General features: G+C 75.0%; 22 protein-coding genes. 10 read left to right on the top strand and 12 right to left on the bottom strand.

All coding sequences use genetic code 11. The features are described from left to right. Both ACFYZF_RS24945 and ACFYZF_RS24940 read left to right on the top strand, forming a co-directional pair. A partial coding sequence (locus ACFYZF_RS24945) for a condensation domain-containing protein (protein WP_387024634.1) occupies positions 1-1,410 on the top strand: 1,410 nt, incomplete at its 5' end. A gap of 268 nt (positions 1,411-1,678) precedes the next feature. After that, complete coding sequence (locus tag ACFYZF_RS24940; RefSeq protein ID WP_387024632.1) at positions 1,679-2,392, top strand: VOC family protein; 714 nt, start codon at positions 1,679-1,681, stop codon at positions 2,390-2,392. Between the two features lie 473 nt (positions 2,393-2,865). Here the strand turns inward: ACFYZF_RS24940 and ACFYZF_RS24935 are convergent, their stop codons facing one another. From ACFYZF_RS24935 to ACFYZF_RS24925, 3 genes are read right to left on the bottom strand one after another with little or no spacing between them, the layout of a single operon-like run. Beyond that, positions 2,866-3,582, bottom strand: a complete 717-nt coding sequence (locus ACFYZF_RS24935) for an HAD-IA family hydrolase (RefSeq protein ID WP_387024630.1) — start codon at positions 3,580-3,582, stop codon at positions 2,866-2,868. A 37-nt stretch (positions 3,583-3,619) separates the two neighbouring features. Continuing rightward, on the bottom strand, positions 3,620-4,756 hold the full coding sequence (locus tag ACFYZF_RS24930; protein ID WP_387024628.1) for a Gfo/Idh/MocA family protein: 1,137 nt from the start codon (positions 4,754-4,756) through the stop codon (positions 3,620-3,622). After that, a complete protein-coding gene (locus ACFYZF_RS24925) occupies positions 4,753-5,916 on the bottom strand; it encodes a DegT/DnrJ/EryC1/StrS family aminotransferase (RefSeq protein ID WP_387024626.1) in 1,164 nt (387 codons plus the stop codon). Before ACFYZF_RS24925 ends, ACFYZF_RS24930 begins: the two co-directional genes overlap by 4 nt. 359 nt (positions 5,917-6,275) lie before the next feature. Between ACFYZF_RS24925 and ACFYZF_RS24920 the strand changes: the two genes are divergently transcribed. From ACFYZF_RS24920 to ACFYZF_RS24885, 8 genes are all read left to right on the top strand, one after another. Further along, entirely contained in the window at positions 6,276-6,707 is a 432-nt protein-coding gene (locus ACFYZF_RS24920; protein ID WP_387024624.1) for a type II 3-dehydroquinate dehydratase, read from the top strand. Between the two features lie 100 nt (positions 6,708-6,807). After that, positions 6,808-7,161, top strand: coding sequence for a DoxX family protein (locus ACFYZF_RS24915; protein WP_387024622.1), 354 nt, complete (start codon positions 6,808-6,810; stop codon positions 7,159-7,161). A 6-nt stretch (positions 7,162-7,167) separates the two neighbouring features. Beyond that, positions 7,168-8,145 carry an ROK family protein gene (locus ACFYZF_RS24910; RefSeq protein WP_387024620.1) on the top strand — a complete coding sequence of 326 codons (978 nt, stop codon included), beginning with the start codon at positions 7,168-7,170 and terminating at the stop codon, positions 8,143-8,145. 39 nt (positions 8,146-8,184) lie between these two features. Beyond that, positions 8,185-8,463: a hypothetical protein gene (locus tag ACFYZF_RS24905; protein WP_387024618.1), complete on the top strand. Its 279-nt coding sequence runs from the start codon at positions 8,185-8,187 to the stop codon at positions 8,461-8,463. 18 nt (positions 8,464-8,481) lie between these two features. Continuing rightward, complete coding sequence (locus tag ACFYZF_RS24900; protein ID WP_387024616.1) at positions 8,482-8,898, top strand: TAXI family TRAP transporter solute-binding subunit; 417 nt, start codon at positions 8,482-8,484, stop codon at positions 8,896-8,898. A 118-nt stretch (positions 8,899-9,016) separates the two neighbouring features. After that, entirely contained in the window at positions 9,017-11,503 is a 2,487-nt protein-coding gene (locus ACFYZF_RS24895; RefSeq protein ID WP_387024615.1) for a nitrate- and nitrite sensing domain-containing protein, read from the top strand. Beyond that, positions 11,500-11,892 carry a roadblock/LC7 domain-containing protein gene (locus tag ACFYZF_RS24890; protein WP_350888587.1) on the top strand — a complete coding sequence of 131 codons (393 nt, stop codon included), beginning with the start codon at positions 11,500-11,502 and terminating at the stop codon, positions 11,890-11,892. Before ACFYZF_RS24895 ends, ACFYZF_RS24890 begins: the two co-directional genes overlap by 4 nt. Beyond that, the gene (locus ACFYZF_RS24885; protein WP_387024613.1) at positions 11,889-12,983 is read left to right on the top strand and encodes a TAXI family TRAP transporter solute-binding subunit; all 1,095 of its coding nucleotides are present in this window, start codon (positions 11,889-11,891) and stop codon (positions 12,981-12,983) included. Before ACFYZF_RS24890 ends, ACFYZF_RS24885 begins: the two co-directional genes overlap by 4 nt. Before the next feature lie 133 nt (positions 12,984-13,116). On the opposite strand, the gene ACFYZF_RS24880 is transcribed toward ACFYZF_RS24885, so the two are convergent. The 9 genes from ACFYZF_RS24880 to ACFYZF_RS24840 form a co-directional block, all read right to left on the bottom strand. Beyond that, positions 13,117-13,974 (bottom strand): S1 family peptidase, encoded by an 858-nt coding sequence (locus tag ACFYZF_RS24880; RefSeq protein ID WP_387024611.1) that lies wholly within the window; start codon positions 13,972-13,974, stop codon positions 13,117-13,119. Positions 13,975-14,115: 141 nt separating this feature from the next. Beyond that, positions 14,116-15,912 (bottom strand): NACHT domain-containing protein, encoded by a 1,797-nt coding sequence (locus tag ACFYZF_RS24875; protein ID WP_387024608.1) that lies wholly within the window; start codon positions 15,910-15,912, stop codon positions 14,116-14,118. Then, on the bottom strand, positions 15,909-17,381 hold the full coding sequence (locus tag ACFYZF_RS24870) for a VWA domain-containing protein (RefSeq protein WP_387024606.1): 1,473 nt from the start codon (positions 17,379-17,381) through the stop codon (positions 15,909-15,911). Before ACFYZF_RS24870 ends, ACFYZF_RS24875 begins: the two co-directional genes overlap by 4 nt. Before the next feature lie 70 nt (positions 17,382-17,451). Beyond that, on the bottom strand, positions 17,452-19,668 hold the full coding sequence (locus ACFYZF_RS24865; protein ID WP_387024604.1) for a tetratricopeptide repeat protein: 2,217 nt from the start codon (positions 19,666-19,668) through the stop codon (positions 17,452-17,454). Further along, complete coding sequence (locus ACFYZF_RS24860; RefSeq protein WP_387024603.1) at positions 19,665-20,795, bottom strand: hypothetical protein; 1,131 nt, start codon at positions 20,793-20,795, stop codon at positions 19,665-19,667. The genes ACFYZF_RS24865 and ACFYZF_RS24860 overlap by 4 nt, the downstream gene beginning before the upstream one ends. A gap of 13 nt (positions 20,796-20,808) precedes the next feature. After that, positions 20,809-21,912 carry a transporter substrate-binding domain-containing protein gene (locus ACFYZF_RS24855; RefSeq protein WP_387024601.1) on the bottom strand — a complete coding sequence of 368 codons (1,104 nt, stop codon included), beginning with the start codon at positions 21,910-21,912 and terminating at the stop codon, positions 20,809-20,811. A gap of 17 nt (positions 21,913-21,929) precedes the next feature. Continuing rightward, complete coding sequence (locus ACFYZF_RS24850) at positions 21,930-23,243, bottom strand: hypothetical protein (RefSeq protein WP_387024599.1); 1,314 nt, start codon at positions 23,241-23,243, stop codon at positions 21,930-21,932. Positions 23,244-23,413: 170 nt separating this feature from the next. Then, on the bottom strand, positions 23,414-24,217 hold the full coding sequence (locus ACFYZF_RS24845) for a TetR/AcrR family transcriptional regulator (protein WP_387024597.1): 804 nt from the start codon (positions 24,215-24,217) through the stop codon (positions 23,414-23,416). A 620-nt stretch (positions 24,218-24,837) separates the two neighbouring features. After that, positions 24,838-26,448 carry a hypothetical protein gene (locus tag ACFYZF_RS24840; RefSeq protein ID WP_387024596.1) on the bottom strand — a complete coding sequence of 537 codons (1,611 nt, stop codon included), beginning with the start codon at positions 26,446-26,448 and terminating at the stop codon, positions 24,838-24,840. Between the last annotated feature and the right edge of the window lie 322 nt (positions 26,449-26,770).

Below are 26,770 nucleotides of genomic sequence, written 5' to 3'. Positions count from 1 at the left end.
GACGAAGCCACCAACACCATCGTCCCCGTCTCCCAAATCCACCGCACCCCCACACCACACGCCCTCGCCCACTGGCTCACCACCGCACCCCGACGCCCCAGCGTCGAACCGGAGCCACCCGTGACCGGACGCCCCGGCCCGGCCCAGCCCGTCTCGCTGGCCCTGTCCGTCGGCAAGTTCGTCTGGCTCCCGCTCGACCTGGTCTGCCCGACCACCTGGTGGATCGAGGGTGAGCTGGACCCCCGAGCGTTGATGACCGCCCTCGGCGACGTGCACAAGCGGCACGAGGCCCTGCGCGCCCGCTACCGACGCACCGACCCACCAGTCGCGATCATCCCCCCGAACCCCGGCATGCCCCAGCTCCGCCTCCTCACCGACGCCACCACCGAACAGGACGCACTCCACCAACTCACCGACGCACTACAACAACCCCTCGACTACACCCAAGGCCGCAACTGGCGCGCCGCCCTCATCCGCGAAAAATCCACCAACCGCATCCTCCTCGGCATCGGCATCCACCACATCGCCTTCGACGGCTGGTCCCACACACTCCTCACCCACGACCTCAGCCACGCCTACACCGCCCGACTGGCAGGCAAAACCCCGGAATGGAACCGACCCGCACCCACACTGCGCCAGTTCTACGACGAGCACACCCGCCTGCGCGACGCAGCCGACCTCGACGCACAGCGGGCCTACTGGCGCGAGCAACTGCGCAGGCTCTCCCGCCAGGGTGAAGGCCGACCCCAGGAGCTGCTGGTGGAGACCCCGATGTGGGGCCCCAAGGCCGGACACATCGTCAGCGTCACCCCCGACGTGCTGGAACGCTGGGACCGCGCCGCCCGCGAACACCGGTTCAGCCGCTCCAGCTACTTCGCCGCCGCCTACGCCTCCGCGCTCCGCGCCCTCCACCAGCAAAACGACATCGCCATGCTGATGATCGTCGCCCAGCGGGGCAGCCGGATCCTCGACTCCACCTTCACGAGCCGGGTCAGCTCCAACTGCCTCCGGGTCCGGTTCGACGGGCCGGAGAAGAACCTGATCCGGGCCGTCCAGCGGAGCGTCGACGAGCTTATGGCCGCCCAGGACGTGTCCTTCCTGGAGATGACCACCGACCCGGCCCTCGACATGTCCCCCGAGGTGGCCAACAGCTTGCCCTCCTTCGCCTACCAGGACAACGTCGTCCTCCCGCTGGAGCTGCCCGGCTGCCGAACCGAGGAGATCGTCGAGCCGTACGCCCGGGAGTGGTCGGGCGCGTGCCTCGCCGAGGTGCTGCCCAGCGACGGGGACACCCTCCTGCGCGTCACCGTCCGCACCGATCTGGTCCCTGCCCCCGTCGCCGAAGTGCTGGCCACCGAGATGCTGCGCTTCCTCGAAGCCGGCCCCGAGGGCGTCGACCAGGCGCACTGAGGGTCCGCCGGACGCCGCCCCGGCCCGGCAACGCCACGCCGACGTTGGCGGGCCGGTCGCGGATCCGGGCCGGGGAGCGGAAGGGGGCGCTCACCGCGTTCCGACCCGTACCGGAAGTGCCACCTCCACCGAATCAGTGATCGGCTCGGGCCCAGAAATCCGCTGGCCATCAGCCCGGCTCGCGCCACCTCGGACGATCGGTCGGCTGCGTACGACGATCGGCTGTTCCCATGTGCGCGCGTCTGCTCACGACGGCTATCAAGTACGGATGACCAACGAAGTAGCCGTTCCTCTGTTGCCCTGCGCCTCCATCGAGGAGATCGCCGCCTTCTACGAGGTGCTCGGTTTCCACACCACCTACCAGCAGCGCAAGCCCAACCCGTACGTGGCGTTGCAACGCGAGGACTTACAGCTGCACTTCTTCGAGATCGCGGGGTTCGACCCGGAGAAGTCCTACGGCTCGTGTCTGGTGTTGACCTCGGACACGGGGGAGCTCTACCGGGCCTTCGCGGCAGGCATGCGGGCCGCGTACGGCAAGGTGTTGGTCTCCGGGACGCCGCGGATGACCACGCCCCGGGCGCGGAGGAACCAGGACGGGCTGAGCGGGTTCAGCGTCATCGACCCGGGTGGCAACTGGATCCGCGTCACCCAGAACGCGGCTGCCGAACCCCCGTCGGCACCCACCGGTCGCCTGGCCAAGGCGCTGGCGAACGCCGTCGTGCAGGGCGACTCCAGAGGTGATGCCCGGCAGGCCGCTCGGATCCTCGACAGTGCGCTGGCCCACGCCGAGGCAGGTGACGACCCGGTCGCGTTGGTGGAGGTTCTCGTCTACCGCGCCGAGATTGCGATGGTGCTGCACGACCCGGCCACGGCAGCCGAGATGCTGGCCCGCGTCGACGTTGTCGCCCTGAGCACGGAGGAAGCCCGACGGGCCGCTGCTGCACTTGAGACCGCAGCCGACCTGGCGGTAGCGCTGACCTAGAGCCTGGTCGACCGTCGGCGTACCTCGGCTCGGTTCGGCGCTGTCGGCTCTCGGCACGGGTGAGAACGGGGTGGGATTCGCCGGGGCCGGCCCGCTCCGGGCGTTCAGGCTTGCTTCCCGCCTGGGGCCAGGCCCTGGCGAACCCCTGACGTGGTCTGGGGGTCGGGGTCCGGACGAGCGCACACGATCGCGCTGGATCAGGCACACGATCGCGCTCGATCAGGGAAGGTGTGGCCTCGTTGCGGGTAGGAGGCCACGCTTTCCGGGATCGATCATGATCTTGCACGGCTGGGCGGTCGCCGGCGGTTCCCGGGAGGCCGCCCCGCCCCGGAGCGCTCCGGGACTGGTAGACGTCCGCTCATCGTCAGCGCAGCGGTCGGTGCCGGCTGGTGGCGATCGTGCTTGCCTGCCGCCGGAGACGTAGCCGTGCGTCTCCCGCCCTCCGACACACGCCCCAGCCGCAACCGCGCGGGTCAGGTGGCGAGGGCCGCCGGGCAGTGGGCCAGCAGGTCGCCCGGGGCGTGCGCGACCACGTCCGGGCCGGCGGCGAGCAGGGCGGCGAGGTCCCCGCCGTGCCAGGTGGTGGCGACCGTGGTGGCGCCGGCGTCCCGGCCGCTGAGCAGGTCGATCACCGCGTCGCCGACCATCATGGCCTGGGCCGGCGGCACGTCGAGATGCCCGAGCGCCTGGAGCACGATGTCCGGGGCGGGCTTCGGGCGGGCCACCTCGTCGGACCCGATCACCTGGTCGAACAGGCCCAGCACGCCGAGCGTGTCGAGCAGCGAGCGGGCCCGGGGGCCGCTCTTGCCGGTGGCGATGGCCATCCGGATGCCCCGGACGTGCAACTCCTCCAGGGTCTCCCGGACGCCGGGGAACAGCGGCACCAGGTGCGCCATCCGGTAGCTCTCCCGAACGAAGGGCTCCTCCATCTCCAGCGGCAGCCCCATCAGCCGCATGATGTCCGGGAAGTACCGGCCCATGTGCCGGTTGTACTCCTCGAACGGCGCGGGTCCGTCGCCCACCACCTCCGCGTAGGCGATGCTGAACGCCTCGCGCATGACGGCCGAGCTGTCGACGATGACACCGTCGAGGTCGAACACGACCGCGCGGATCGGACCCCGGCCGGGCGCCGGGAGAGACACGTCGACGGCCGGGAGGGGCACGTCGACGATGGGCGGTGGTTGGCTCATGGCTGCTCCCCGGAGCGAGTGAGGTCGCCGGTGGTTCTCACCGGTCGCGATGGCCCGCCAGCGCGTGTTCCCGCTCCGGCTCGGTGGGCCGGGCGGAACAGTAGATCCGTTCGATGATGTCGATGGTCCGACGGGCCTCGGCGGCGGCCACCCCCCGGCTGGCCGGGTCGGCGAGCAGGCCGGGCAGGGCGTCGAGCTGGCGGTCGTACTCGGTGCCGATCGGTTCGGCGGGCACCGGCAGCGGGACGGTCTCGCCGGCGCGGGTGAGGGTGAGCACCGGCGTGGGCTCCCGGTTCGGGCTGAACCCGAACGTGCAGCTCAGGGTGGCCGACCCCGCGATGCCCTGCACGGTGATGGTGGTGCGGTCCAGGGCCTCGTGCGACGCCCAGCAGGCGTGCAGGGCGACCGAGGCGCCGCCGTCGGTGAGCAGGAACCCCCGGGCGGTGTCCTCGACGTCGCCGCGGGACCGGCCGCCGGTCCCGGCCTCGCTGCGCCAGGCGGCGTGCGCGGCGCTGTCGTTGACGAAGTCGTCGGAGACGCTGCCGATGGCGTGGCTGACCCGGGTGTCCGGGCCGAGCATCGGCAGCACGGTGTCGAGCAGGTGCCAGCCGAGGTCGACCAGCGCGCCGCCGCCGGAGAGGTCGCGGCGGGTGAACCAGCCGCCCGCGTCGGGCACCCCCCGGGCGCGGACCCAGGCCACGTCGACGTGCCGGACGGGGCCCAGCTCGCCGGCCACCTCCGCCAGCGCCCGGACGTCGGCCCGCCACCGGGCGGCGCTGCCGGCCAGCAGCACCGCGCCGCCGTCGCGCTCCGCGCCGTCGAGCAGCTCCGCCTCGGCGGAGGTGAGGCAGACGGGCTTCTCCAGGAACACCGGTACGCCCCGGCGGAGCAGCCCGGCGGCGACGGCCGCGTGCAGGTGGTTGGGGACGGCCACCACCACCAGGTCGACGGCGCCGACGGGCAGGTCGTCGACGTCGGCGTACGCGAAGGGCACCGCGTGGGTGTCTCGGGCGGCGTCCCGGACGGCCGGCTGCGGGTCGATCAGGGCGGTCACCTCGAAGGCCGGGTGCGCGGCGAGCCGGGGCAGCCAGATCTCCCGCCCGGCCCACCCGAGGCCGGCCACCGCAACCCGGACCGGACGGTCGGGCGCGGCGGCCGGGGGCAGCCCGGTCATTCGGCGAGGATGTCGGCCAGCACGGCGGCGATGTCGTGCATCTGCTGCTCGGTGCCGAGCAGGGTGCGGTGGTGCAGCCAGACGCAGTCGGAGTGGATCTGCTCGACGTTGGGGCAGCGGGCGGCGATCGCCTCGATGCTCTCGTCGGGGGCACCGGCCTCCCAGAAGCCCTCGCACCGGTAGATGGCCCGGAACGCCACGAACGCCGGGACGCCCCGGGCGATGAGCGCGTCGACCACGGCGCGGCGGCGCTCCAGGGTGATCCCCGGAATCCGGAACATGGCCATGTAGTGCGGGTTGCGGTCGGTACGCGGGTCGATGCCCTGCGGCACCACGCCGGGGATCTCGGCGAGCAGGCTGGCCAGCAGCGGCCAGCGTTGCTCGCGCGCCTCGATCTGGCCGTCGAGGCGGGCGAGCTGGGCGCGCAGCACGGCGGCGGTGAACTCGCTCATCCGGTAGTTGGAGCCGGTGGTGCGGTGCAGGTAGTCCCGGTCGGTGCGGGGCCGGCCGCAGCTGTGCACGAGGAATGCCCGCTCGCGGGTCTCCTCGTCGGGGAAGAGCACCGCGCCACCCTCACCGGCGGTCATCAGCTTGCCGTTCTGGAAGCTGAACGCGGCCACCGATCCGAGCGCGCCGGCCCGCTTGCCCTGCCACTGGGCGCCGTGGGCGTGCGCGGCGTCCTGGAGCAGCGCCACCCCGGCGTCGGCGGCGATCTTGTCCAGCGCGTCCATGTCGGCGAACTGGCCGGCCATGTGCACCGGCATGATGACCCTGGTGCGGTCGGTGATCGCGGCGACGACGGCGGCGGGGTCGACGCAGTAGGTGTCCAGGTCGACGTCGACCGGCACGGCGACCGCGCCGAGGCGCTGCGCGGCGAGCGACGACGAGATGAAGGTGAAGGCGGGGACGATCACCTCGGTGCCGGCCTTGACGCCGAGCACCTCCAGTGCGACCTCCAGGGCGTGGGTGCCGTTGGTGACGGCGAGCGCGTGCGGCGTGCCGTGGTACGCGCCGAACTCCGCCTCGAAGGTGTCGACCTCGCTCCCGCCCATCCGCCACCACTGACCCTGTTCCAGGGCGCGGATCAGGCCGGCTCGTTCCTCGTCACCGAACTGCGGCCACTCGGGGAACTCCGGCACCGTCGACGGCTGACCACTCATGACTTCCCACTTCCCAATCCAGGAGGACCAGCGGTTCCCGACCGTCCCGCGGCGGCTTCGCGCGTCCCGCGGACCCGGGCTCGCCCACCGCGGCGGGCCTGCGCCGGTCGGCCGGTCGAGCGGGGACGCCGCCGTCGGATCGGCCAGCGTCATCGGCTCGCGGTGGACGCTAACCGACCCGGAAGGACGCTCACCTCCCCTAACGGCCCCTACCCACCCCTTAGTTCGACGGCGGGCCGGCGACGGTCGGCGCGGACAGGGCCGGCGGCGTAGTAAGACTGCGGGGAATCTGTCGCCGGCCCGGCGGGGGCCAGCCACGCGAGGTGGCCGTACCCGGGCTGTTCCCCGCGAGGTGAGCTGTGTCCGACGTGCTGCTGTTGAACGGTCCGAACCTCGGCATCCTCGGCCGACGCGAGCCGGAGATCTACGGCACCGACACCCTCGCCGACATCGAGCGGGCCGTCGGCGAGGAGGTCGCGGCGCGGGGCTGGCGGGTGGTCGCGGTGCAGCACGACTGCGAGGGCGCACTGGTCCGCACCGTGCAGGAGCACTACGACACGGTGGGCGCGATCGTGAACCCGGGCGCGCTGATGATCGCTGGCTGGAGCCTGCGCGACGCGCTGGCCAACTATCCGCGGCCGTGGATGGAGGTCCACCTGTCCAATGTGTGGGCCCGGGAGAGCTTCCGGCACGACTCGGTGCTCGCCCCGCTGGCCAGCGGGATCATCGTCGGGCTGGGCTCGCTGGGCTACCGGCTGGCCGCCCGCGCGCTGGTCGCCACCGTCGACTGAGGACGCCACCGGCCCGGCCCGCCGCCGCGCGTACCGGCCACCCGGCCGTTTGGCCGATAGGGTCGGCCCGGCCCTGACTCCCTCCGAGAAGGAAGAAACCGTGCAGATTCCCATCATCGTCCTCAGCGTCATCCTGGCCACCGTCTTCGCCGCGCTGGCCTACCCCAAGCTCACCGGCCAGGCGCAGATGCGCGAGCGGATGGCCCACCTCGGCGTCTCCCCCGGGCTCACCAAGGTGATCGGCAACCTGGAGCTGGCCGCGGTCGTCGGCCTGATCTTCGGCCTGTACTGGGCACCGGCCGGGATCGCGGCGGCGATCGGCCTGACCCTCCAGATGATCGGCGCGGTGATCTTCCACCTCCGCGCCCGGGACCCGATCTCGGTGGCGGCGATGCCCGCCGTGTTCGGGCTGGCGGCAGCCGCGGTCGCGGTGCTGCACGTGCTGCGGGGCTGACCGCCGGTGCCGGAGCGGACCGACACCGCCGTGCTCGGGGTCGACATCGGGGGCACCAAGGTCGCGTTGCGGGCCGAGCGGTGCGCGTCCGCGCCGGGCCTCGACCCGGGGGCGGACGAGCAGCTCGGGGCCGCCGCGTCGCGGGCGTACGAGCGGACGTTGACCTGGCCCGCCGGCGGCGACGCCGAGGCGGACGTGACTGCACTGGCGGGCGCGGTCGACGCGCTGCGCGCGGAGTCCGGTTGGCGGCTGGCGGCCGTCGGGGTGGCGATGCCCGGCACCACCGACCCGACCGGTCGGGTGACGGTCTGGCCGGGCCGGCCGAGTTGGGCCGGGCTGCGGCTCGACAAGGCGCTGCGCCGGCTCTTCCCCGGCAGCCGGACCGCCTGGGCCGACGACGGTGACCTCGCGGCGCTCGCCGAGGCCCGGCACGTCGGCGCGGACGACGTCGTCTACCTCGGGGTGGGGACCGGGGTGGGCGGGGGCGTGGTGCTCGGCGGACGCCCGCTGCCCGGGGCCGGCCGGGGCTCACCCGAGGTCGGGCACATGGTCGTCGCCGTCGACGGGCCGCGCTGCGACTGCGGCCGGCACGGCTGCCTCCAGGCGATCGCCTCCGGGCCGGCCACGCTGCGCCGGGCCGCCGCCGGGCGGGGTGGCGCGGTGAGCTTCGCCGAGCTGCGCGACGGGCTGGCGCGGGACCGACCGTGGGCCCACGACGCGGTCCGGCCGAGCGGTACGGCGCTCGCGGCGGCCGTGGTCAGCCTCGGCGAGCTGGTCGACCCGTCGGTGGCGGTGCTGGGCGGCGGGTTCGCCGCCGGGCTGCCGGGCTTCGTCGGGCTGGTCGAGCGGGAGGTGGCCCGGCTGGCCCGGCCCGGCCGCGCGGCGCCGGCCGTGCGGGCCGCCGCCCTGGGCGGGCTCTCCTCGCTGCACGGGGCCGTGGCGCTGGCCCGGAACCTGACCGTGCCGCCGCCCGCGTACCCCTGAGCCGGCCCGATCACGGCCCGCCGGGTATCCGCCGGCGCCGTGGTCTTCGCGACCCTGCTCGCGGCGGCGCTGTCCTTCCTGGACCGCGTGCACCGGCTCACCCCGGCCCGGCTGGTCGCAGCTGGTGGCCGGGGTGCGCGGCGTGCTCGCAGTGGCCGGCTGGTCCCCACCAGGCGGCAGACCCTGCGGTACACGCTGCCGGCGTACCGGGCGCCGATCGCCTTCGTGGTCACCCCGAACGGGCTGGGGCTGCTCTGCGGCGCAGGGCAAGGGCGGCTTCACCGCCCCGCTGCCGGTCGAGGCACTGGCCGAATCTAGGACAACTACACGCAGGTCGTGGTGCGGGCCGACTCCGGGTTCGAGAACGGCAGCGTTGACGGGCTGTCCTGGTCCGGTGACCTGCCCACGAACGGGATAACCGACCTGTTCAGGACCTCGGGAGACAAGGTACGGTTCAGCGACATCAGCCCGCTGTTGCCGCAGCTGGCGGGGCTGAATCCGGCATACCAGGCGGGGGCGATCGGCAAGGACACCTATCGGACGGGGACCGACACCCCGACCATCGTGATGCCGAACGTGCTGCTGATCCGCACGGACCTCGACGCGAACGTCGCCTGCGCGGTGACGAAGACGCTGTTCGAGAAGAAGGACACCCCCGCCCAGGCCAGCCCCGCCGCCGCCGCCGGAATCAGCCTGGACACCGCCCGCCGCACCGACCTGGTGCCGCTGCACCTGGGCGCCGCGGCGCGCTGACCACCCTCGGCGCGAGCTGACCCCCGCAGTCGGGCCCGGCCACCACGCCGGACCCGGCGCCGCCACACCCGTCACCCACCACTACCACCGCTGCCCCACCACCGCCCCGGAGGCCCGCGTGCCCCAGCCCGGCACCGCTGACGTACGCCGGCACAACCGTTCCACGAACCGGACCAGTCGGTTGTGGTCGGTGCGGACCCAACTGGTCGCGCCGATCCTGATCGCCACGGTCGGCCTGCTCGTGCTCGGCACCCTGCAGACCCGCACGGCACTGGCCGCCACGGCCGACGCCGAGCGCGCCCGGGTGCTCGCCGGCACCGCCACCGCGACCGTGCGGCTGGTGCACGAGCTGGAGCGGGAGCTGGCCGAGACGGTCGCGCTGCGCCAGCGCGGCGGCGACTCCGGCCGGCAGCTGGTCAACGCCCAGCGCCAGCGCGTCGACTCGGCGGCCGGGCGGTACCGGACGGCCCGGGACGACGCCCGACGGGCCGCCCCGGCGCTGGCCGGCGCGCTGGACGGCGCGGACGGCCAGCTCGCCAAGCTCGACGACGCCCGGACACTCGCGCTGGGGGTCCGCCCCGCCGACCAGCTCTACGTGAGCCTGGTCGACACGCTGCTCGGGGTCGCCGACGCGCTCCCCGCCCAGCTACGTGACACGGACCTGGCGAACTCGGCCCGCGAGGTGGCCTCCGTCGCCGCCCAGGAGCACTTCGCCGCGCTGGAGCGGGACCTGCTGCGGGCGATCTTCTCCCGGGGCGCGCTGAAGCCGGGCGAGCTGGCCCGGGTGGCCCAGTTGCGCGGGGCACAGGAGCAGCGGCAGGCCGAGTTCTCCCGGATCGCCAGCCCCGCCTCGTCGGCGACGTACAACCGGCTGCTGGACGGCCAGGACGTGGCGACCGCCCGCCGGATGCGCGACGGCGCGCTGGGCGCGGACGCGGTGCCGGAGGCACTGAGGACCGACGGCGACGCCTGGTACGTGGCGCAGAGCGGGGTGATCCGCCGGTACAACCTGATCAGCCGGGACCTGTCCGAGCAGCTCGACCGGCAGGCGGCCGGGCTGGCCGCCGCGGCCCGGCGGGACGCCCTGGTCAGCGCCGGGATCACCCTGAGCGTGGCGGTGCTCTCCTTCGTCGCCGCCGGGCTGCTCGCGATGCACACCAGCCGCCGGCTACGCCGGCTGCGGGTGGCCGCGCTGACCATGGCCCACCGGGAGCTGCCCGACCGGATCACCGCCATCGCGGCGGGCGGCCCGGCGGACGGACGACCCGGCGGGCCGGCCGACGGGGCGGATTCCGCGCTGGACCGGACCGCCGGCATCGCCCGGGGGCGCGACGAGATCGCCCAGGTGGCGGACGCGTTCGACACGGTGAACCGGTCGGCGTTGCGGCTGGCCGGGCAGCAGGCGGAGCTACGGGTCGACGTGACCCGGATGGCGGAGGCGCTGGCCCGGCGGATCCGTACCCTGATCACCCGGCAGTTGCGCCTGCTCGACGAGTTCGAGCGGGAGGAGACCGACCCGGACGCGCTGGCCCGGCTCTTCGCCCTCGACCACCTGGCGGCCCGGATGCGCCGCAACGGCGAGAACCTGCTGGTGCTGGCCGGCGGCGAGCCGGGGCGCGGCCAGCACGGCGCACACCTGATCACCGACGTGGTGACGGCCGCCGCCGCCGAGATCGAGGAGTACACCCGGGTCGAGACGGACCTGCCGCCCGTGGCCATCGACGCCTCGGTGGTCGGCAACCTGGTGCACCTGCTGGCCGAACTGCTGGAGAACGCGACGGCCTACTCCCCGCCGCACACGATGGTGGGGGTCGACGGGCGGCACACCATCGACGGGCTGGTCCTGCGGGTCCACGACCGGGGGATCGGGATCAGCGACAGCCGGCTCGCCGAGATCAACGAACGGCTCGACAGGCCGGGCAACCTGTCCAGCGCCGCGGCGGGCAGCATGGGGCTGCACGTGGTCGCCCACCTGGCCGCCCGGCACCACATCCGGGTGTCGCTGCACAGCGCCGGCGGGGGCACCACGGCCACCGTCGAGATCCCGGAGAGCGCCCTCACCCTGGTGGAGAAGGTGGTGGCCCGGTCGGGTTCGGCGACGGCCGCCAAGCCGCCGGGGACGCCGCCCTCGCCGCCCACCTGGTTCGCCACCGGCCGCGCCCCCGCCGCGCCGCCGGCCTGGTCGCCCGCCCCGGCCGCCGCGCGACTCACGGCGGTCTCGCCGCCGGTGCGCTCCCAACAGGCCCCGGCCGTCACGCTGCCGGGGTTCGGAACGCAGCGCCAGCCCGGACCGGCCGCACCTGCCTGGCCCGCCGGGCCCGCGGTCGCCGGCACCGGGTCGACCTGGGGCGGGACGACGGACCACGGTGGAACGACGGACCACAGCGGGACGACGGACCACAGCGGGACGGTCACGCCCGGCGGCGGGGCGCTGCCCCGACGCGCCCGGGGCGGCCAGCTCGCGCCCCCGTTGCCCGCCCGGCGCCAGCCGGACGACCTGCTGGACCCGGAACTGGTCCGGGCCCGGCTCTCCGCGCTGGCCGAGGGCGTCGCGACCGCGATGCGCCACAGCCAACAGAACGACGCCACCAGGAGAACCACATGACACCGCAGCCGAGCACAGGCCTCGACTGGCTGTTGGCCAGCTTCGCCACCCAGGTACCGGACGTCGCCCACGCCCTCGCGGTCTCCGGCGACGGCCTCAAGCTGGCCGCCTCCCCCGGCCTCTCCACCGATCAGGTCGACCACCTGTCCGCCGTGATCAGCGGCCTGGCGAGCCTCACCGTGGGCGCCGCCCGGTTCATGAACGCCGGCCGGGTACGCCAGCAGATCGTCGACATGGACGGCGGGGTGCTGCTGGTGATGGCGGTCGGCGACCGGGCACTGATCGGCGTGCTGGCCGCCCCCGGCTGCGACCTGGGCCAGATCGGCTACGAGACGGCCATGCTGGTGCAGCGGGTGGCCGAGGCCCTCGAACCGGCGGCCCGGTCGTGACCGCCCGCCCGACCCCGCCGAGTCGCGGGCGGGCGGCGACGGCACCGGCCGGACGTGCCGCGACCATCGCGGCCACACCGCCCGGCCCCGCGCAGGCGGTGCCGGCGCGCCGCCCCGGCGGACCCGGCCGGGTGGCCGCCGCCCTGGTCGCGCTGCTGTCCGTCCTGCTGGCGGCCGGCTGCGGTGACGACGCGGCGCCGCAGCCGGCACCCTGGCACGGCGGGCGGATCTTCCTCGCCACCGGCAACACCACCGGCGTCTACTACCAGCTCGGCGGCGGGTACGCCGACCTGATCAGCCGGTACCTGCCCGGCTACGAGGCGCGCGCCGAGCCGACCGGCGCCTCGGGCGAGAACATCACCCGGGTCACCGGCGGCGACATGGAGATCGCGTTCAGCCTGGCGGACACCGCGGCCGACGCGAACGCCGGGCGGGGCGCGTTCCAGGGCCGGCCGCAGCAGGTGCGCGCGTTGGCCCGGGTCTACCGCAACTACACCCACGTGCTGGTACGCGTCGACGCGAAGATCACCACCCTGTCCGACCTGCGGGGCAGGCGGGTCTCCACGGGCTCCCCCCGGTCGGGCACCGACGTCATCGCCGGCCGGCTGCTCACCGCGGCCGGGCTCGACCCGGAGCGGGACGTCCGCCGGGCCCGGCTCTCCCTGCCGGACACCGCCGACCGGATGCGGGCCGGCACCCTCGACGCGATGTTCTTCTCCGGCGGGCTGCCCACGCCCGGCATCACCGACCTGCTCGCCGCCGCGCCCGGCAGGTTCCGGTTCCTGCCGATCGCCGACCTGATCGAGCCGCTGACCGCCGCGTACGGGGCGGTCTACACCACCGCCGACCTGCCGAAGGAGGCGTACGGTACGCCGACGGCGGTGCCGACGGTGACCGTGGCGAACATGATCCTGGTAAGCGCCGACATGCCGGACAAGCTGGCGTACGACCTGACCGCGCTGCTCTTCGCGCACCAGACCGAACTGGGGACGGTGCACCCGGAGGGGCGCAACTTCGACCGGAGCAGCGCGGCCGATACCGACCCGGTCCCGCTGCACCCCGGAGCGTCCCGGTTCTACCAGAACGGTTGACCGGACGGCCGGGACCGGGGCGGCCCGTCGGTGGGGCCAGGCCGAATGGCATGGGGCCGGGCGGCATGGGGCCGGGCGGCTGCACGCGGCGAAAGCCCGCACTTCGCCGCGTGTGACCGCCCGGCCCGCCGGCTCAGGGGATCGTCACCCCGTACGCGGCCAGGATCTCGTTGATCGGCTGGTAGTAGGTGGTGCCGCCGCTGGTGCAGTTGCCGCTGCCGCCCGAGAGGATGCCGAGGATCCGGCCGCTGCCGGCGACGTAGAGCGGGCCGCCGCTGTCGCCGGGCTCGGCGCAGATGTTGGTGCGGATCAGCCCGGAGACCGAACCCTCGGCGTAGTTGACCGTGGCGTTGAGGGCGGTGATCGTGCCGCACCGCACGCCGGTGGTGGAGCCGCTGCGGCAGACGGCCATGCCGACGACCGGCGTGGCGGTGCCGGTGATGGTCAACGTCCCGGGGTACGTGTAGACGGCGCTCGGGTGCGGGACCGTCGACGAGGTGTAGCGGACGATCCCGTAGTCGTTGCCGGGGAAGCTGGTGCCGGTGCGGGTGCCGAGGACCGTCGTGTTGGCGCTGTCGGCGTACCAGGTGGTGGCGATCGACGTGCAGTGGCCGGCGGTGACGAAGTAGTACGTGCTGCCGCTGCGGACGTTGGCGCCCAGCGAGCAGCGGCCTCCGGCGGCGTAGATGGCCTGCCCGCCGGCGATCAGGGTGCTGAGCCGGCCGGGCTCCCGGCGGACCACGGCGTCGGTGCCGGCCAGCCGGGTGCGCAGCGCGGCCAGTTGGCTCTCGCTCACCGTGTCGTCCACCGCGACGGTGGTCCGGCCGGTGGCCGGGTCCACGGCCCACGCGGTGCCGGCCGGAGCGGCGGCTGCCATGGCGATCGACGCGACGGCAACCGGCGCGGCGGCTGGCGCGGCGGCCCGGGCGACCGCCGGTGGTGCGGCCAGGGGGACGACGAGCAGGAGTGCGAGCAGGGGGAAGCGACGCATTCGAGCCTCCACACATCGGTAACAATGGATTCCCTACAGCATCCGCGCCCCGCCCGTCCCGTTCAATACGCCAAGCCGAGTCGATACACCGAGGACACCGCCCAGCAGGCCGGCCCACCGGGCGGGCGCCCCGGGACACCACTAGTTCCCGGAATCAGCGCGGGCGGCGCCGGCCGGCTGCCGACGCCGCCGGGTGGCGAAGAAGAGCGCGGCGGCCCGCCGGACGACGGTGGGTCGGCGCGGATCGACGGCGACCTCGCGGAGCAGGTCCCGGTTCACCGTGGCGGCGGTCAGCGTGGTGAGCAGCGCGAAGCACTCCTGCCGCACGTCGCGCACCGGCAGCGGGTCGACGCCGTCGACAGCCGGGCCCGGACGGGGCGACCAGTGGGTCAGCAGCGCCGCCAGCACGTCCGAGCGGACCACCGGGCCTGCGGCGCCGCCCGCGGCCAGGTAGTGCCCGGCGGCGACCGCCCCGGCCGGGTCCCGGGCCACGTCCTGGAGGAACCCCGGCGCGACCGTGGCCCGGCTCATCGCCCACAGCCCGACGCCCCGCTGGGGGGTGCTGGTCATCGCCGTGATCCAGCGCTGCGCGCTCCAGTCCCGGGCGAGCGGGCCCGCCGCCAGGTGCTCGACCAGGCCGGGCCAGGTCGCGGCCAGCGCGCCGGACGCCGGGGCCGGCCCGCCCGCCGCACCAGACCGGGCGGCGGGCACGCGGCCGGCCCCGGCGTTGGAGAACAGGCCGGTGGCGAGCAGGACCAGCCGCACGTGCCGATCCCAGTCCGGCAGCACCCGGTCCGGCTGGTACGGCGCCTGCCCCGCCGACCAGTCGACCACCGCCGCGACCGGGTCGGCGCCGGTCACCGCGGCAGCCGCCGCCACCTCGACCAGCTCGGTCTGGCGCCCGGTCAGCCAGTCGGCGACCGGCCCGCCCCGCACCGCCCGGCGCAGCGTGTCGCACGTCGTGTCGAAGCTGGCCCGCCCGCCGCCGAGCAGGGCGCCGACGAACCGGTCCAGCAGCACCGCCGGGTCGGCCACCGGGTCCGGGCCCGCCAGCCCGGCCTGCCAGACCGCGGCGGCGATGGTGGCGGTGAGGGGGTTGCGCAGCGCCGGGCGGGCCCGCTGGTGATCGACCCAGCTCAGGAAGCGCCGCGCGGCCACCGCGTTCGGGAACCAGCGGTGCGCGAACCGCCCGACGTCCGGGTCGGTGAACGGCGCCAGGTGATACGCGGCGTACCCGGGGCCCAGAACCGCCAGTTCGTTCTCCGCGAGCTGACGGGTCGTCACCAGGACCCGCCACGGCCTCGCCCCCGACGCGGCCAGCGCGGCGAGGCGGTTGAGCACCTCCGCCCGGTCGTCCGGGTCCGCCACCGCGTCGACCCCGTCGACGCAGACCAGCCACGCCCGGTCCGGCGCGGGCTCCCGCGCGAAGTCCAGGCCGGGCACCAAATCGCGGTACGCCTCGGCGAGCGCGGCGGGCAGCGGTTGGTGCACCAGCGCGGTCGCCGGCAGGCCCACCACCACCGGCCCGGGAGGGGTCCGACGCAGCCGGCCCCGCCCGGCGAGCCACCACCGCGCCGAGCTTGCGCACGCCTGCCGGACCAACGCCGACTTCCCGCTGCCCGGCTCGCCGATGAGCAGCACGTGCCCGGGGCCGGTGAGCAGCGACTCGGCGGCGACGGGGCCGACGGCGGGGTCGAGCCGGGAGACGACCCGGCGGGCGACGTACACCTCAGACAGGGGGCGGACGTACCCTCCGGCGATCCGGTGCGGGTGGACGATCGCCTCCTCCGACTGGGCCCTCCACAGCGGGCTCAGGGCGGCCCACCAGCCGCGCCCGCGCCGGCCGCTCAGGTGGCGGCGGACCGCCAGAATCGCGGCGGCCAGAGCCAGCGAACCGCTGACCACGCTGGCCACCTTGTCGAAGTAGTCCCAGGTCACGCGCCCACCCGGGCCGGCCCGCCCGGCGAGTCGTGGTGGGCGCCGCACCCGCCGCAGTACGGGCGGGTGTGCAGTTCGCCGCAGTGCTCCCACGGCGGCACCCGCTGCTCGGGGGCCGGATGCGGCGGCGGGTCCGACCGCCCCGGGCCGCCCCCCGGCTCGCCGGACACCCAGGAGGACGTCTGCGGCGCGACCGCCGCCGAGTACTGCCAGCGCCGCAGGTCGACGTGGGGCTTGAGGCGTACGTCGCCGGCGGCGGCGTCCCGCACGTCCACGATCCGGTCGAGCTGGCGCAGCTTGTCGTCGTGGCCGCCGGCATGGGCGAGGGCCACCGCCCGCCCGAGGTGGTGCTCCGCGTCGGTGAGCCGGCCGACGCCGGCCGCCGCCAGCGCCAGCGCCACCTGTTCGGCGTACCCCTGCTGGTGGGTGTAGTGGGCGACGGTCTCGTGCACCCGGGAGAACAGCTCGATCTCGTCGGTCCACTCCACGTCCACGGGCACCTCGGCGGTGTCCGGGGCGGCGTCGACCCGTACGCCCAGCCAGCCGATCCGCCGCCGCGCCTGCGGGGTCATCGGGTCCACCTCCAGGGCGACGTGGTAATCGCGCCGGTCGGCCGGGCTCCACGCCCCGATGGGGAAGTCGGTGGTGAGGTCACCGGCGGCCACGCCCCGACCGGTGAGGTCGGCGATGGTCGGATACACCTGCTTGACGAAGCGGATCCGGGCCAGCGCGCTGGTGCGTACCCGCAGCTGGGCGTCGGCGGCCCGGCGGTTCAGCGCGCGGTCCAGCACCGCCGCGAACTCGGCGGCGAGGCCGTCGAGGTCCTCCACCGGCACGACGGGGTTGGCGCCCAGCGCGTCGGCGATGCCGAGCAGTTCCGGGCCGTCCCAGTCGTGCACCCCGTCGGCCGAGCCGATGGCCCGGCAGTCCACGGTGAACCGGCCCGCGCAGGCGTCCACCGCCGCCTTCAGCTCGGCGGGCCGCTGGGACTCGTTGCGGCCGTCGGTCAACAGGATGGCGTGCCCGATCGCGTCGGGCCGGGTTCCGAGCAGGTCCCGGGCCAGCAGCAGCCACTTGCCGATGGCGGTGCCGCCGTGCGGCGACGCCCTGCGTACCGCGCGCCGGGCCGCGGCCCGGGTGCCCTCGTCGGCGACCGCGAGCCGCCGCTCGCCGGGGTAGATCATCTCGGCCCCGCTGGTGCCCTCCACCACGGCGAACGCCACCCCGTCGGGCAGCGCGTCGACGGCCGCGAGGGTGGCCGCGCGGGCGGCCCGCATCTTGGCCTGCGGCGCACCCATCGAGCCGGAGCAGTCGAGCAGGATCACCTCGGCGAGTTCGTCGTGACGCGTCTCGCCCCCGGCCGGTCCGGCCCGCACCGCGGCGACGACGTCGACGGTCCCGCCGTCGGTCGGCAGGTACTCGCTGTGGTGGGCGGTCAGGTCGAGCCGCAGCCCGTCCGGTGCCGTCACGCGGGGCTCCTTTCGTCGGGTCCGCCGGCCGGAGGCTGACCGGCCACCGGCTCGGCACGCCTGCCGGAAATCACCACCAGGTCACCGGCCGGTGCGCGTTGGCCAGGTCCACCAGCGCGATCCGCTCCCGCCGGTCGCCGGTGTGCCCGGCCAGGGACCGGCAGGTGCGTTCGAAGACGCGGCGCAGGGTGTCCGGGTCGAGCCGGTGACCGAACAGTCGCCGGTCGGCGTACCGCCCGTCGGCCAGGTCACTGCCGAGGGCGATCCGCAGGATGTGCGCCTCGACCAGGTCGCGTTCGGCGAACGGGGGCAGCTTCTCCACGACGGCCGCGGCGTCGAGCGCGGCGTCGAGCCGGTGGCCGTCCTCCGGCGCCTCCAGCAGCATCCGTACCGCGCAGGTCGCCGCCACCGTCGAGGCGCGGGACGACTCCGGCACGGTGAGCAGGACGGCGGCTGCGGCGCGCGGGCCCTCGGTGACGAACAGGCAGCGGGCCAGCCCGAAGGCGGCGGCGACCACGCCCTGGTCGGTCTCCCACACCCCCCGGTAGTGCGCGGAGGCCGTCGGGTGGTCACCGGCGACCTCGCAGGCCACGGCGTACGCCAGGCGCGCGGACACCTCGCCGGGCAGCCACCCGTACACCCGCCCGAACCGGTCCCGGGCGACGGCGCCGTCGGTGCCCACCAGGGCGACCAGCCCCTGGTGCCACCACAGTGACCAGCCCCGCCGGTCGTCGGGGATGCCGGCGAGCAGCGGCCCCGCCTCGTCCGCCCGGCCGGCGGCGAGGTACGCCCGCACCATCCGGTAGGTGACCTCGGCGGTGTGCTCCGGCGCGGTGCCGAGCAGGGCGATCAGCTCGGCGGGCTCGGCCGGGCCGAGCGAGGCGAGGAAACCGGCCGCCGGGTCGTTGCCGTCGACCAGCGGCATCGGCAGGCCGAGCACGATCTCCACCATGTCGAGGGCGTCGACGTCGGCGTGCAGGGCGAACGCGCACGCCGCCGGGCTGAACAGGGTGGACCGGGTGGGTCGGGGGATGCCGTCGGCGGCCGAGCGCACCTGCCGGCGCACCCCCCTGACCTGCTCGCGCATCTCGGCGGCGGAGCCGAACCGCTCCTCGGGTTCGACGGCGGTGGCCCGGGCCAGCAGCCGCGCGAACGGGTCGAGCGGGGCGGGCAGCGGCAACCGCAGCAGGTCCTGCCCCACCGGCAGGGGCCGCAGGTCGGTCGCGCTGACCGCCAGGGTCAGCGCGGCGAGGGTACGGCCGACCGTGTAGATGTCGGAGCGGACGCTCGGCCCCGCCGGGCCGAGCCGCTGCACCTCGGGGGCCTCGAAGCCGGCCGTGCCCCAGGGCGGGCTGACGGTGTTGTCGATCCGCCGGGCCGCGCCGAAGTCGACGAGCTTGAGCGGGCCGTCCGGGCCGTACCCGCCGATCAGCATGACGTTCTCGGGCTTCAGGTCGCAGTACAGCCAGCCCTGGTCGTGCAGGTACTCGAAGGCGTCGAGGATCTGCACCCCGTACCCCAGCGCCTGCGGCACGTCCACGGCGGACGGGCCGCCGTCCGGGCCGATGGCGCGGCGGGCGTCCTCCAGGGTGCCGCCGTTGACGTACTCCATCACCAGGTACCCGACGTCGGAGTCGGACTCGGGACGCAGCGCGTGGGTGATCGTCACGATGCGGGGGTGGTTGAGCGCGATCAGGGCCTGCCGCTCCCCGACGAACGCCGCTGCCGCCTCCCGGTCCTCGGGGTTGCGCTGCCCCTTCAGCACCCGCCAACTGCCGTCCATGTCCTCGTCGCGGGCGAGGAACACCCAGCCCACGCCGCCGTGGCCCAGACAGCCCTCGATCCGGTACCGGCCGGCCCGCACGTCGCCCATGGCCAGCGGTGGGGTGAACGAGTAGCGGGAGCCGCAGTTCGGGCAGTACCCGCTGACCCGGGGCACCCTGCGCCGGCACGTCGTCTGCGGGCAGTAGCGGGAATGCTCGGGCACGACGGCCTGGGACAGCACCGCCTCCAGCGGGTCCCGGGCCCGGGCCGGCGGGATGAGCGCCGGGCTCTCCCACGGCCGGCCCCGGGGACGCCACGGCTCGCGGGACTGCACCGGGAAGGGCCGGGGGACGCGGGACGACGGCTGCGGGACCACCGACGACGACGGCCGGACCACCGACGGTGGCGGGTCCGCGCCCGGCGGGCCGCCGTCGCACGGGTGGCCCCACAGCCGGCAGAAGCCGTCCTGGTCCACCGTCCCGGGGCAGTTGCGTTCCGCGCAGGCGCGGCTCGTCGGCGTCATCGGGTCACCTCGTTCACGGCCTGCTGGTAGGCGCGGACCGCCCGGCTCGCGGCGGTCACGGCGAAGCGATCGGGGCGCAGCCTGTCCCGCGCCTCGCGGTAGCTCTGCTCCAGGTCGGGGTGCTCGGCCCGGTCCTCGTCGGCGGCGCGCTGCCGGTACGCCTCCAGCCGCCCGCCGAGTTCCAGGTGGCAGCGGCCGCGCAGCCGCCGCCGGGCGGCGTCGACCTGGTCGGCGGCCCGGTCGAGGGCGGCCTCCAGTTCGCCCACCGAACCCGCCGAGCCGGCCGAGCCGGCGGGGTCCGCCGAGCCCGCCGGGTCGTCGGGCGACGCGGTGCGGGCCGCGGCGGCACGGGCGAGCAGCCCGTCGACGTCGACGGCGGCCACCGGGTCGCCGCCGTCGCCAAGCCCCTCACGGGCCGCCTCGGCCGCGAGCTTCCGCAGTCGCTCCACCGACGAGCACAGCCGCCGCTCCCTGGGCGTCCGCCGGTCCGGGTCGTCGATGGCCGGGGCGTGCGCCCGGCGTACGGCGGCGAGGTCGTCCGCGAGACCGTCCAGCGCGTCGCGCCAGGGGCCGGGACGGGCGCAGCCCACCGGGTCCGCCGCGGCCTCCCGCTCCAGCCCGGCGAGCCGGACGGCGGGCGCGTCCGGCGCCGTCGGGCCCCGGTCGGCCGCCCCGGCCCGGTGCCGCGGGTCCGCGACCTCCTTGCGCAGCCGGTCGAGGTCTGCCTCCACGAACCGCACGGCCGCGCGGTACGCGTCGACGAGCCGGCGGATCGTGGCCCGGCGTTCCCGGGCCGCCGCGACGATCTCGTCGAGGCACAACCGCTCGGTCCAGGGCGCCTCCCCCGTGGCGGAGGTGAACGTGACCTCGATCGGGTCGGTGAGCAGCCGGGCGAGGCGGTCGTTGCGCCCCGCCGCCGGGTCGGGGCCGTCGTCCATCGGGTCGAGGGCCAGCGACAGGCAGCCGAGCACGTGCAGCTCGTCCCAGGCCGCGTTCTCCGTCCCGGCGGTGACGCCGGCGAGCGGGGCGCGGAACTCCCCGGTGATCAGCGCCTGCGCCTCCAACAGCCACTCGGCGGCCAGGCCGTGCGCGGCCCGCACCGCATCGAGGCGATCACCGTCCGGCATCACGCCCCGCCCCTCACCCGGGCGGCCACGACGTGACCGGCGGGCCCGGTATCGGCTGCCCCCGGTCGGGGTGGTCGGCGAGCCACTGCCGGTGGGCCGCCGACCACACCCCGGAGGCGCGGGTGGACTCCAGGACGTGGTTGACGAACCGGGCCAGCTCGAGACTGTCCGGGTTGTTCCGGGCGAACGCGAAGGAGTGCGGCTCGTCGGTGAACCAGGTGCACGGCCACCTGCCGTCGTGGTAGCGGCAGAACTGGGCGTTACCCCGGGGCGGCTCGGTGACCAGCACGGTGTCGGGCGCCATCCGGGTGAAGCCGAGCAGGATGTTCTCGTCCGTGCTGACCGCGTCGACCTGACCCTGGCGCAGCATGACCAGACAGTCGATCACGTGGGCGGCCTGCACCGGCACCGGCAGTGTGCCGTCGGTCGTGCGGTAGGCGGTGATCGCCGCGAGCGAGGTGGTCCGCGCCGCCGCGCAGACCCGACGGCCGCCGAGCTGCTCGATGCCCGCGTACTCCGGCCGGCCGCCGACGCGTCGGACCAGCGCGGTCTGCCCGGAGTCGAGGTAGTCGTTGGAGAAGACGACCTGCTTCGCCCGCTCGCAACTCGCCGTCAGCGAGGTGGCGATGAGGTCGACCCGGTCCGGGTGGTCCGGCGCCAGCATCTCGAAGGCGCCCTGCCCGGGCGGCACCACCTTGAAGGTGATCCGCTTGCGCGGCTCCTCCCCCGGCCAGATGGCCCGGACCACCGCCAGCAGGAGGTCGATGTTGAAGCCCTCGAACTGCTGCGTCTCGGCGTTCCAGTGGCTCATCGTGGCGTCCGAAGGGTCGACGCCCGCGACCAGGCCCTGCCCCGGCCCCCGGTCGCGGATCACCCGTGGCGGGGTGCCGCTCGGGGCGAAGCTGCTGCGCACCGTGCAGAAGGCGTTGGCGGGCTCACCGCCGGCGGCGATCCGCTGCACGCCCGGGGGCGCCGCGGTGGGTACGGCGGCGGAGTCCGGCGGGACCGCCGTGCACGCCGCCACCGCCAGCAGCAGGACGCCGGCCAGCGCGGCCCGGGCGGCCACCGGCCCGCCGCCGGGGCGGGCCGCCGAGCGCCTCGTCACCTGTGTCGTCATCGATTCCCCCGCCCGTCTCACCGGTACTCGGCCAGGCGTTGCCGCAACCCGACGACGACTGCGGCGCCGGCGAGCAACACGACCCACGCGGCGGGCCCACCGAACTGGCGCGGCGTCGCCGGCAGGCCGTTCACGTGGCCGGCGACCACCTTGTCGCCCTCGTCGAGCCGGTTGGTGAGGGCGACGGTCGCCGCGTCGAAGGACTTCCCGGCGGGCCCGGCGTCCAGCACCGCGTCCATGGCCCGGCGGAACGCGTCCGGCTCCTGGCTCTGCCGGGCGGTCCACACGGCGGTCAGGGTGGCGCAGTCCACCCCGTCCGGGACATCGCAGAGCCGCCGGTCGTCGAAGTCCTCGTGGTGGCCGGCCGGGTCGACGCTGGCGCCGAGCCCCAGGTACACGTCCGCGCGGCCGGCCAGCAACGTGCCGAGCCGCTGCTGGGTGGCGCTCTGTGCGTCCACGGCCCGCTCCAGCTCGGGGAACCGGCTGTCGGCGGTTGGCCAGTGCGACCACGAGGCGACGGCCAGGGCCAGGACGGCCACGACGCCCACCGAGGCGACGAGCAGGCCGGCGTTGAGCCGGCGACGGGTACGCCGCCACAGCCACCACTGCACGGCCCCGAGCGCCGCCAGGGTCAGCAGCGGCATCAGCAGAGAGGCCGCCACCCACCACCGGGCGTCGACCCGGGCCTCCCGCAGCAGCCTGGTGTCGTAGTCCCACAGGCTCTGGGCGGCGGTCAGCAGCTGGGTGGACAGGTAGTGGGACGCCTCCCGCGCGTACGCGGAGGCGAGCACCCCCTGGTTGGCGACCGTTCCCGGCCCCTCGGCCACCGCCAGCGCGTCGAAGATGATGCGCTGGTAGACCTGCAACCGGGCGGCGATCGCGGCCAGCTTCGCCAACCGGGCCGGGTCGTCGACCGCCGCCCCCATCGAGCCGTTCAGCGCGTGCTCGACCTCGTGGATCTTCCGCTGGTAGTCGGCCTTCAGGCCGGCCGCCCGGTCCGCGCCGGGAGGCAGCAGGAAGACGGCGCTGGCGGCGACGTCGGCGTCGGCCAGGCCGACGTAGATCTGGCGGGCGCTCGTGCCGGTCCGCGCGGCGGACGCGGCGGACCGTTCGCCCAGCGTGGTCGCCGGCCCGCCCGCGCGCAGGGCCACCACGGCCGTGGCGATCAGCAGGGCCGCGAGGAGGAGCCCGTGGAGCACGATCCGCGCGGGGGTCGTGCGGAGCGGGTCGCGCCAGCGCGACAGGCCGCCCCGATCCGGCTGGGCCGCGCCCCGGGTCAGCGTCGTGGTCGACGTCTCGGCCCCGCGTCCAGCTTCCACACGTACGGTCATCCGCGCCCCCGTCCGCCCCCGCCGCGCGCCGCCTCCGGCTCGCCGGCCGGGTCTGGCCGGCGCGAATGGTCGCCGGCGGGGAAGATCCAGGATGGCAGAGCAGCCGGGTGGCCAGCCGCACCATGTCCGGTATCCGACCGGACCGACAAAGTGGACGTCAGCCGGCGCCGCTATCCGGCGGCGGCAGGGCCCGAGCGGTCCGGTTCGGCCGCGGCCGAACGCTTGGCGACGATGACCGCGACGCCGTCGAGCACCCGCTGGAGGCCGAACTCGAACGCGTACTCCGGCCCGTACGCCGCGCCGTGCGCCTCCCCGGCCGCCGAGCCCACTCGGGAGGCCGTCGGGTAGCTGCCCGGCTCCATGAACCTCTCCAGCCAGGGGGCGTGCGACTGCCACCACTGGCCGTCCGTCATGCCGGTCTCGCGCTCCAGGTCGACCACGTCCAGCGCGGCCCGCGCCGCGCTCTTGACGTGCCCGAGGACCAGGGTGAGCACGGAGTCCATCTCCACGTCGTCGAGGCCGATGCCGGCCACGGCGCCCAGCTCGTAGTCGTACTTGGCGAGCAGGTTCGGGCCGAGCACGGGCCGGCTGGTCTCGGCGCGCAGCAGCCACGGGTGGGCGCGGTAGAGCGTCAGGTTCTCCCGGGCGACCCGTTCGAGCCGGGCCCGCCAGCCGCCGGGGACGTCCGCCGGGCGCCTCATCTCGCCGTAGACCGTGTCGACCATGACGTCGAGCAGCTCGGCCTTGCCCGGCACGTACGTGTAGACCGACATCGTCCCGACGCCCAGCGCCTCGCTGACCCGGCGCATGGTGAGCGCGTCGATCCCCTCGGCGTCGGCGATCTCGACCGCCGACCGGACGATCCGGTCGACGCTGAGCCCCGGACCGGCGCTGCGGCTGGTCGGTTCCCGGGTGCGCCAGAGGATGGCCAGGCTGCGGGCGGGGTCGATCTTGCCCTTGCGCTCGTTCGGCATAGTGCCGCCATCCTAACGAGTGGATACCGTACCGCGTACGGGCCGATCGATATGCAAGTCACCTGCATATCGAGGCGGTCTACGGTTAAGGCCATGACGAAGAGCCGGCTTCGACCCGCGAACGCGGCAACGTCGACCGGTGGAGTCGCCGAGCACTCAGGGCCCCGGCGAAGTCGCGGGGTGTCCGATCCCGCCCGAGGTTCATGCACCTCCGGGCATCCCGTTCCGCTTCTTGCGGATGACCCGAGATCCAGGCCAGGGCCTCGGTCTCACCGCTCCTCAGCCATGTCCCCTCTCCCGCACCTGCCCCGGGGGGCCGCCGCTACGCCGCCCCATACACCGGGCAGTCGGTGGCGGCCTGACGAATGCCCCCACCTGGCCGGGGACCCACCCTTCGGTCCCTATGGAGCTGCCCCGTCCACGCTCCCGCTCCATCGACCGCACAAACGGGGCAGCTCCATAGGGACCGAAGGAGGGCAGGCCGACCCGGCAAAGGCCGACCCGGCAGGGGCCGATGGTGTCGGCCGCGCGTGCATCCCCTGGGGCCTGCCAAGCCAGAGACCCTCACGACTCTGCCGGGGCCCTGGCCGAGCACTGAGCCGGAATTCCCGCTGACAGGGTCAGTAGCCTTCGGATTCGCTCACAGCGTCGGGGTGGGCGAAGAAGGCGCCGGGATAGCGCGGCGGGCACCGCAGGGCGACGTCGCGGTCATCGGGCGGAAAGGCCCGATTGATGCCGAGTGCCACCTCGTGGCCGCCGTGGATAAGTAGCTCTTTCGCTCCCGGAATGTACTCGTTCTCGACCAGGTACCGCAGCTCGGTGAACTTGGCCCGTACCGCGTCGCCGAGCGCCACCAGATTCAGTGCCTCGGGACCGCCGTCGACCCCTACCTGAAGCGCTCTGGTGAGGGTGCTCGTGAACGGGTCGATCTCGCTCCCGAACAGCATCACCCGGCCAGCGCCCAGCAGCGACAACTGTGCGCCGGCCGGACCCACCGGCCGGGTGAAGTGCCGCGCGGCGATCTGCGCGGAACCGCAGTCCAGCAGGACGACGAGTCGGGTGGCCGCGCTGTCCCGCATCAGGTCGGCGACCCTCCCGAGCACGGACCGCCGGCTGTCCGGATCCTCGGTCCACTGCTCCGCGCCCTCGGGGGTCTCCCAGCGTTCCGGGCCGGTCGCGGCGTAGGAGAACAGCAACGTGTCGGACGCCGCTGCGGCGGCCCGGCGCACGGCGTCGATCACCGCCTCGGGGGACTCCGCGCGCACGAGCTGTTCGGTGTGCGCTTCGAGGAAGGGCGTACCGATGTTCGGGGAGACGAGGGTACGGGCCAACGCCCTGGTCGCCTCCACCGCCGACTCGTAGCCGTGGCCGAAGCCGTAGTCGGCGTCGGGGTCGGGGGTGTCCCGGCCGACGAGGACGGCCCGGGAACCGGCGAGGACGGGCAGAAGCGGATGTCGCCGGGGAGTCGCGTCGGCTGTCATCACTCCATTCTGAAGACCGGGAGCCGGCCAGTCGATGTCCCCGGCCGCGGCATCGCCGTCGAGAGTGAGCGCGGACTGCGTGACGGCGCCGAAATCCGCGAACTCACCGGCCTGGCCGACGCCAGCGGCTTCCCGGCCGTACCGCACCTGGGCGTCGCGGCCGATGGTCCACCGGTTACGCCAGCTCTTCACCTCGGGCGGAGCGCCGTCAGCCTCGCCCGCCTCGCGCAGCGCGTCGGTGGCCCGGGCGACCACTTCCTTCGGCGGGCTGAACACCGCGTCGACGGCGTCCACGCCGGCCGCGTACTCCCAGGCCCTGATCGCCCGGGGCAGCTCGGCCGCCCGGCCGCTGGCCTCGCCGAGCCGCTTCGCCGCCCGGGAGCGGGGCATCCGGGCGGCGAGGCGCACCGCGTCCTGCCAGGCGTCGGGCTCCGGGGAGAGCACCTCGTCGGACGTCGCGGCGAGCAGGTACCGGGCCCGGGCCGCCGCGTCGGCGGCGAGCACCCCCAGCGCCTCGGCGTCGATCCCGGCCGCCTCGTGCCCGGCGAGCAGCGGAGCCAGGGCCATCGGCGCACCGGACGCCGGCCTGGGCGGCTCGGGCAGCGGGGCCGGCGGCGCGGCGTACGCCTCGGCGGCGGGCGTGCCGGCCAGGTTGTCGTCGTCCGTGGCGGCGACCGATCGGCGGGAGTTGCGCCGGCGCAGCTCCTCGACCAGTTCCCCCTCGCCCCGCCCGCGCATCAGCAGCAGCACGAACGGGTCGCGGTCGAGCAGCCATCATGGGGTAAGTGCGGTAGCTGCGGCTTGATCGATAGATCGCGGCGAAACCCTGACCAATGTCGTAGACCCTGGCCGATGTGGGTGGGCGTGCGAGGTGGGACAGCGGGGCCCGCCATCCAGCGGCTGGGGTGCCGGGCGGGTGATGCCCCCTCGCCCCCTTTGCTCTGCTGCCGCCACCGCAACACCAGCACCGCCCGCACCAGCACCAGCACCAGCACCAGCACCAGCGTGGCGCAGCCGCCTCGCGTCAGGTGCCGGCAGTGAGAGGTCGGCGGAACTGGCACGCTCCGCGAGC

It is taken from the genome of Micromonospora sp. NPDC001898 (assembly GCF_042891255.1).
Classification (GTDB): Bacteria; Actinomycetota; Actinomycetes; order Mycobacteriales; family Micromonosporaceae; genus Micromonospora.
This window is presented reverse-complemented; position numbering and strand designations above follow the sequence as displayed.